Source organism: Streptomyces sp. ASQP_92 (assembly GCF_025399895.1).
GTDB lineage: Bacteria > Actinomycetota > Actinomycetes > Streptomycetales > Streptomycetaceae > Streptomyces.
Window position 1 is genome coordinate 19,788 of record NZ_JAODUA010000038.1, and the last position, 7,364, is coordinate 27,151.

The window sequence follows — 7,364 nt, forward strand, 5'->3', positions numbered from 1 at the left end:
TTAGGCGGGCGGGGGGCCGAGCCGGTCCCACGGCGAGGAGGTGGAGGGTTTCGGCTCGTACAGAGGCCGGCCCCCGGGTTGGCCATCGGGGTGGGCCTCGATCCAGGAGATACCGCCGAGGTCCAGGTGCCGGCGGGCCCGCGTGACGGCGACGTAGGCGAGACGGGCATCTTCGAGGTCGATTGGGCCGGGCAGCGGATTGTCGTCGAGGTCCCGCTCGCGCTTGACGGGTTCACGGAAGTCGCCGGCGATGCGGACGGTGTCCCACTCGCGGCCCTTGGCCTTGTGCGCGGTGGAGATGACGACGTCGGCGTCGCTCTCGGCATCGAGACGTCTCATCGCGTCCAGCACCTTGTCCACACCGTGCTTCTCCACGATGTCCACCAGGGCCAACAGGTCCTGTCCGTCGGGATCGTCAGTCGCGTACTCGACGAGCTCGTCCCAGCTCTCGAAAAGCACGAGGTCGGGGTGGGACGCGCGGCGCCCCGCCTTCAGGTCTCCCGCCGCCTTCGCGAGATCGCACAGCGCTCCCTTGCCTCCGACCAGGGCAACGCGCAGCTCCTGGTCGAGCAGGCGGAAGATCTCAGCGATCGCGCCGCCGTTGGTGCGGCACAGCACCGCCTGAGCCTCCCGCTCCAGGGGACCGATACGGGTGTCGATGGTGGGAGTGCCGGTCAGCCGCAGGGGAGATTCCACGATTGCCAGCCAGCGATTAGCCTCCGCGGCGAGGGCAGGGCCGAAACGGAACGACTGCGAGAGCGTCAGCTGACGCCCGTTGAAGCCGGTCATAACGTCGCGGGCTCCGCGCCATCCATAGATGGCCTGCGCCGAGTCGCCGACCATGACCAGCTGGGCGTGGTCGCGCTGGGCGTTGAACACCTTCTCCATCACCGGGTTGGTGTCCTGCGCCTCGTCCAGCAGGAGGTAATCGGCCCGGATCCGGGGATCGCCCAGGGCCCAGATCTTGAGCCCGTGGTTGGGGTCGAACCGCACGGCCCGCCCCTTGGGGTCCTGGACGTCCTCCCACGCCTTGCGTGCGTACGGGAGCACCATGCGTGCCAGGTCCGCCCTGTAGGCGTCGTCCAGGCCCCGCAGCCGCGGGACGTGCTTGGCGATGATCTCTTCCTCGGCTGAGTGACAGAACCGGGCGAGAGTGTCCAACGCCAGGTAGGAGAGCGTCTTGTGGGTGATCGTCCGCTCACCCAGACGCAGGCGGGTCCTGGGATTGATGCCCAGACGCTCGCCCACCTTCCAGCTCGGTTCCCGCGGCTGGCCACGGCGTTCCCGGTAGCGGTGGCCGACCGACCTCATCGCCAGGGAATGCCCCGTCATGCACTCCACATGAGAGGGGAACTTCCGGACCGCGTCATCGACCACCGACCGGTTGAACGCGAGGAACATCCCGCGGCGTCGGGCAGTTCCGGCACAGGCCAGCATCGCCAGCGTGGTCGTCTTGCCCGTCCCTGCGCCGGCCTGGAGAACGAAGTGCTCCCCGGCAGCCATCGCCTCGACGGCAAGGTCCTGCTCCCATGTCGGCTTTGGCCCTGAAAGCTGGGCGTTGCGTGTGCGCTGCTCCGGCATTCCTGCGGCCCTGGCCGACGGCGACTTGGGCGAGAAATCTACCGGTGGGTCAGCCGCAAGCACGTGCGCGATGTACTGCTCGGCGAGGGCGATGCCCCGCGCCAGGAGAGCATCGGAGGCACCGGTACGGGTAGTCACGCCGAGACGGCGGTTCAGGCTGACGTTGACGTCGACGTAGCTCCGCCCAGACAACCGGACAATGTGAAGGATCAGGCCGTTGAGCTTCTTGTTCAACGGCATGGGAGCGGCAGGACGCCTCGGAACCGGAGAAGGTTCGGCGGCGAACAGCTCCATCTGATCCTCTGCCGCGCTGTCCCGAGACGGCGGCGCAGGCCTGCCCTTCGGCTTCCTTGCCATCACGCTCCCCTCTCGGGAACACACACTCAGCAACCGACAAATACAGAGCGTGCTATATCACGGCGGCCGCTCCATGCGGCAGCCCCTCAAGACCGCGTCACGGCATCACTTCGGCGCCCCACACCGCTTAGCCCCCGAAGGGCGGGTCCGGGCCCGTCACCCGCACGTGTCCACCCTTACCGGCCCCACCCCACGGCGCCGGCCTCGACGAGACGGTCGAGCGGCGCCAAGTCCCCGTACAGCGCGGCATGCAGAGCAGCGGCAAGCAGACGAGCCTGCTCCTCTTCCCGTACACCCCTCAGCGTGAAGTGATCACAGCCGAGCCCCGAGGACCGGTGAATCACACCCGCACGAACCAGGTGATGGGCGGCACGCCAAATGGACTGAAGCTGCGCAGCGTCGACCGCGAGCCCCGGCGCAGCCAGCAGAGCATCGGCCTTCACCGTCCAGCTCCGCCCGCGACGTTCGATGCCGATGTAAACAGCACGCTCAGCCCTCGCCCTGAGGTATTCGGCGTTGAAGGCTGCGCTGCTCGTCGCGACGGGGATGAGGTGGGCGGGACACGGGATTGGCAATGAGTGCATGCCGCAGGGTGCCAGGTGCTGAAGAGCCACCAGCGTCAGCCGCGCCGTCGCCCGGCGCCCGCACGGCCTCGACCCCCGCAGGTACGGGACGGGCCTCCGTTACCGTGCCCAAGTCCTCAAGACCACCGGCCACCCCACGATGCTGTCGGCACGCGGAGGACCCTTCGACCTCCATCAGGCGCCGACCGCCCCGCAGACCAGGCCACGACCGATCCCACCGTCTGACGAACACCGGAGGACGCAGCACCGCTGCGGCTGGTGCCGCCCTGAGCGATGGTCACACTTCTCCCCCGACGCAGCTCAGAGGCAGTCGAGGTGATCGTATGTGACGCAGCAGGTGTAGGCACGGCTTCGCTGAATGGACTCATCCGATGCCCGTCAGCCGGTCGACGAGGGCTTGCCGTTCGGCCGGCTCTCGCTCGATCGCCTGCTGGAGGACGTTCATGTCACGGCGGGACTCGATCGCCTCGCGCACGATCGCGGCCAGGACATCAGGCGTCAGCGACTCGGCCTGGGTGGTGGTCGAGCCGGAGAACGAGCGACGGTCAGTAACGCTCGGCAGGGCGGTGGGCAACTGGTAGATCTCGACCTGCTCGGGGGTGACCGCGACCCGGACGAACTCGACCTCGGCGCCGCCCCCCGCGGCGAAAGCGGTGACGTCCTCGGCGAGCGCGGTAAGGATCCATTCACCACTCGCGTCATAGTCCCCGATGTGAAGAATGCACGTCTCCTTGCCCCCGGCGATGGCCCGCTCGGCCGCATCGTGCTTGCCAGCGAGCCCGTCGAATCCGCCCCCTGAGTAGCAGGAGATCCCGAACTCCTCACCAACGCGGGCGAGTTGGGGAACCATACCCTCGGTCTCTGACCACAGTTCCAACCGCACAACCTGACCGTGCTGGCGATCAACGCGGTAGTCGCGGGCGATCGCCTCCACGGTCCGCCAGAAGTGCCCGGGGCCGATGAAGGACGGCGGCGCCTCCGCGACAGCCTGTTTGTCGTCCCGGATCGCCGACCACGGGATCCGGCCGGAGCGGCGGGCCATGCCGACATACTCACCGAGCCGCTTGTAGTCGCGAAGCGTCTTGGCGAGCACGCCTTCACCGGTGAGGACGTAGAAGATCTGCCGAAGGGTGACCGGCAGGTAGTCGGCGTAGAGGTCCAGGACACCGTCAACCGCGGCAAGGACCCGTTGGGTCTCACGTCGGGGCCGCCAGTTCGGCTGCGCTCCGCGCGGACGCTTGTCGGGCATGACCTGGACCTCCTTGCTCCCCTCCAATAGTCCGCCTTGGCGTCCTTTTGCCTCAAGAGTGCTTGCTGTCTCCCCTCACCTGCCCCTTCCCGCCCACTAGGAGGCGGCAGAGTCTGGCCTCTGTCGCAGCGGGAATGGTGTTGCAGGCTGAACGGCCCGGCCTGCATGATCGGGAGGTTCGAATCGTGAGGGAGGGGATGCGTATGAAGAGCGACAGCGACACCCGGTGGGACTTCGCCCAGAGCGTCGATGGTGACTCGATCTGGGGCTGAGGGCCCGGGTACCAGCTGAGCTCCGGCCGCAGTAGGCGGCCGGAGCTCAGTCATGACGCGGCAGCGGTACCAACTCACCACGCTTGAGGTGTCGTTCGGCAGGCCATTCCTGGAGAAACCGGCCGTCCCATAGCACCGCCGTCGTCAGCCGCCGGGGTCGACGGGGCCGGTTCCGAGGCGGCGTCGGCCGGTCCGTACGACGGGCTGGACGGAGGCCGGCGCCTCGACCCAGGTGCTCGCCGCGGCTCGTTCGGCGGCGGTGAGGGTGCGGGGGTCGCGGGGTCGCCTCCCTGGTGCCAGGGCCATCGCGCCCCCTCCCGCGGGGTTCGGAACACACTGCCCGTGTCAGGCAGATTGCTTAGCGACTCGTCGACGGTTCGCTCACGCCCGTCGGTGAACTGCTCCCACAGCCGGATCGTCGCCGTGGAGGCGGGAGTGCCGTACAGGCCGATCCGTTCACGGAACTTGCGCCGCGCGACCTCCAGGCTCGACCAGGCCCCCTGGACGGCCGCCCCGTCCGGGGCGAACCGCAGGGTGATGCGGTACGGGAGATCTGCCTGGTCCATGGAGCGCACCGTACGCCCCACCGCTGACAGTCCTGGACCGCTGTCGCTGTACTGATGTGACTGAGTACTTGAGATGGCGGGTGCTTGTGCACGCTGCTCCTTCGAGATAGCCGCCCCGAGAGGGCAGCGGAGGAGACTGGATGAATCGCGAAAACGGTCGCCACGGTGATGGCGGAGATGACGGTCGCCGCCTCGGCTGTACCCGGACGGCGTGGTCAGTCGTGGCACTCCGTACACGTCTCCTGCCGGCGGGGTGGGAGACTTGCGGGGATCGCTGTCCTGGCCGGCTCCTCGTCGAGGGGTCCGGGGTGGGCGTGCCGGTGTCGTTTCTTCGGGCCTGGGTCCCGTGGTTCCCGGTGGCGTATGCGTGTATCGATTCGCGGACCTGTGTGGTCGCGCGCCTGGTGGGGACGGGTCATGGCAGAAGAAGGATATGTCGGCGGCGGGCTGGGGCCTGGGCTGCGGAGACGGGCGTGACAGCGCTCGGCCTGGCGCGGGCGCTGACCGGCCTGCTGGCAGCCAGCCATGCGGCACCGTTCGAGCAGCTGCCCAGTCTCCTCGACGAGGCCGCGAAGGAGGCCGGCGCCGGCGGGGCGCGGCTGTTCGTGGCGGATCTTCAGGAGGAGGTGCTGCGTGAGGTCACCGGCCTCGGTCTGAGTGCCGGGAAAGGCGGCGAGGAGTTCGCGATCGAGGGCACGCTGCCCGGCCGCACCTATCAGACGGCGGAGATCACGGCTCCGGCCCGTGGCGGGGCGTGCTGGGTGCCGGTGCGCGACGGCGCTGAACGCCTAGGGGTCCTGCACGTCGAGCCCGGCAAGGGGGACGGGGGCAGGCCTGATGAGGAGGTCATGCGGGCGCTGGCGTCGATGGCCGGGCTGCTGCTGACCTCCAAGCGCGCCAACAGTGACTCCCACGCCCGGCTGACCCGGGTCCGGCCGATGGGGATACCGGCGGAACTGCAGTGGAGCATGATGCCACCGCGGACGTTCTCCGACCGGCGGGTCACGGTCAGCGCCTTCATGGAACCCGCCTACGAGGTGGCCGGGGACGCCTTCGAGTACGCCGTGGCCGACAATGTCCTGCACCTGGCGGTCTTCGACGCCATGGGCCACGACACGTCCGCCGGCCTGACCACCGCTCTGGCCATGGCCACCTGCCGCAGCCGGCGCCGCGACGGCGCCACCATCCCCGACGCCAGCGCGGCCATCGAGGACACCCTGGTCGAACAGTTCGGACACAGCCGCTACGCCACCGGCATCCTCGCCGACCTCGAGCTGGACACCGGAAAATTCAGCTGGGTCAACCGCGGCCATCCGCTGCCGGTACTGATCCGCGGCGGCCGCTGGGCCAGCACACTCCACTGCCCGCCGGCCGGACCGATGGGCAGCGGCTTCAACCTGCCGATCCAGCAGAGCACCGAACAGCTGGAGCCCGGCGACCGCCTGCTGTTGTTCACCGACGGCATCACCGAAGCCCGCGGCACCGACAATCGTGAGTTCGGCGTCGAACGCTTCACCGACTTCATCATCCGCCACCACGCCGACAACCTCCCCCTCGACGAGACCCTGCGCCGCCTCATGCACGCCGTCATGGACTACCAGCAGGGTCGACTGGAGGACGACGCAACCGTCCTGTTCTGCGAATGGCGCGGCCCACAAACCGCGACAGGGTGAAACGGTGACCGAACCGGGCCCCTCCACCCTTCCGATCCGAGAGGGCGAAAGGCGCCCTCAGGCAACCGGTCACCGACATGCTCACCGCCGACACCCGCAACAACAGGCGGGCTCGGACGGACCTCGGTCTCGCCGTCGGCGGCGGGTGGCCAGAGTCGTCGTGCGATGCGGATGACCGCCGATGACTCCGACGGCGGCGGCCGCAGGGTCGTGGCCGGTCAGGGTCAAGACAGCGACCGCGATGACGGATGCCACTCGCCGGCGCCCGATGCCATCGGCGGGGGCAGCTCGATGAACACCGGGGTGCAGGAGTCGAAGAAGGCGGACACGTCATGTCACCGGTGGGGTGCACCGGTCGAGAGCGGCGGGTCGGGTGCTGCTGACCTTGATCGAGGAGGCGGCGTTGTCGAAGTCGTCGCCGACATAGGAGACGTCGCTGGTGAACGACTTGCTGGCGCCCTTGAGTCCGGTGTCGGCGTAGAGGGTGACCGTCCAGCCGCTCGGTACCTTCACGGAGCTGACGGCATCGTTTCCGACGTCACCCGGCTTGGTGAGGTCGTAGGTGCCGGCCTGGAGCGTCATGCTGTCGCCCCCGAAGTCGCGGCCGGAGTAGATGACAGGCCGATCGGCGGAGGCGGGAGCGTCACCGGGATCATGGTCCGACCGCCAGCGGGAGAGGTACCCGCAGACGGCCAGCCGCTGATCGGGCCGGGCACTGCTGTTGCTGTCCCGTGGACTAGCGGTTCCCGCCAGCTTTCTTGCGGGGCGGCAAAGGAACGTCCGCTCCGGTAGCGGGGGAACTGTCCCTTCCTCCGCCGCCACCGTTGGAGTCGGGCGCCGGATCCTTCGCGTAGTGGACCGGACCCTTCGACTTGCGCGGCAGCGCCGGCCCGCCCTGGTGCTTCGGCGTAGCACCTCCGGTGTCGGTCGGCTCGGGTTCAGGTGTCTCTTCGGCCATGGTGGGCCCCTCTCTCAAGCGGTCAAACGTTGAACGCGGCGCTCAAGCCTTTCCCGCATCCGCCCTGCCAGAACCTCAGGGCACGTCACACGTAGGAGACAGCGCGATGAAGAAGGACGACACG

General features: G+C 68.6%; 6 protein-coding genes. 2 read left to right on the forward strand and 4 right to left on the reverse strand.

Going from position 1 to position 7,364, the window contains the following annotated elements; all coding sequences use genetic code 11:
* The gene (locus N4G70_RS36115; protein ID WP_399038052.1) at nt 1-1,875 is read right to left on the reverse strand and encodes a UvrD-helicase domain-containing protein; all 1,875 of its coding nucleotides are present in this window, start codon (nt 1,873-1,875) and stop codon (nt 1-3) included.
* A gap of 311 nt (nt 1,876-2,186) precedes the next feature.
* Between N4G70_RS36115 and N4G70_RS36120 the strand changes: the two genes are divergently transcribed.
* Nucleotides 2,187-2,516, forward strand: a complete 330-nt coding sequence (locus tag N4G70_RS36120; RefSeq protein WP_261717021.1) for a hypothetical protein — start codon at nt 2,187-2,189, stop codon at nt 2,514-2,516.
* 370 nt (nt 2,517-2,886) lie between these two features.
* Here the strand turns inward: N4G70_RS36120 and N4G70_RS36125 are convergent, their stop codons facing one another.
* Together N4G70_RS36125 and N4G70_RS36130 are read right to left on the reverse strand one after the other, a co-directional pair.
* Nucleotides 2,887-3,771 carry a hypothetical protein gene (locus N4G70_RS36125; RefSeq protein WP_261717022.1) on the reverse strand — a complete coding sequence of 295 codons (885 nt, stop codon included), beginning with the start codon at nt 3,769-3,771 and terminating at the stop codon, nt 2,887-2,889.
* Nucleotides 3,772-4,187: 416 nt separating this feature from the next.
* Nucleotides 4,188-4,349, reverse strand: a complete 162-nt coding sequence (locus N4G70_RS36130; RefSeq protein WP_261717023.1) for a hypothetical protein — start codon at nt 4,347-4,349, stop codon at nt 4,188-4,190.
* A gap of 733 nt (nt 4,350-5,082) precedes the next feature.
* On the opposite strand from N4G70_RS36130, the gene N4G70_RS36135 reads away from it, so the two are divergent.
* The gene (locus tag N4G70_RS36135; protein WP_261717024.1) at nt 5,083-6,282 is read left to right on the forward strand and encodes a PP2C family protein-serine/threonine phosphatase; all 1,200 of its coding nucleotides are present in this window, start codon (nt 5,083-5,085) and stop codon (nt 6,280-6,282) included.
* 330 nt (nt 6,283-6,612) lie between these two features.
* On the opposite strand, the gene N4G70_RS37300 is transcribed toward N4G70_RS36135, so the two are convergent.
* The gene (locus tag N4G70_RS37300) at nt 6,613-7,197 is read right to left on the reverse strand and encodes a peptidase inhibitor family I36 protein (RefSeq protein WP_399038056.1); all 585 of its coding nucleotides are present in this window, start codon (nt 7,195-7,197) and stop codon (nt 6,613-6,615) included.
* Nucleotides 7,198-7,364 lie beyond the last annotated feature (167 nt).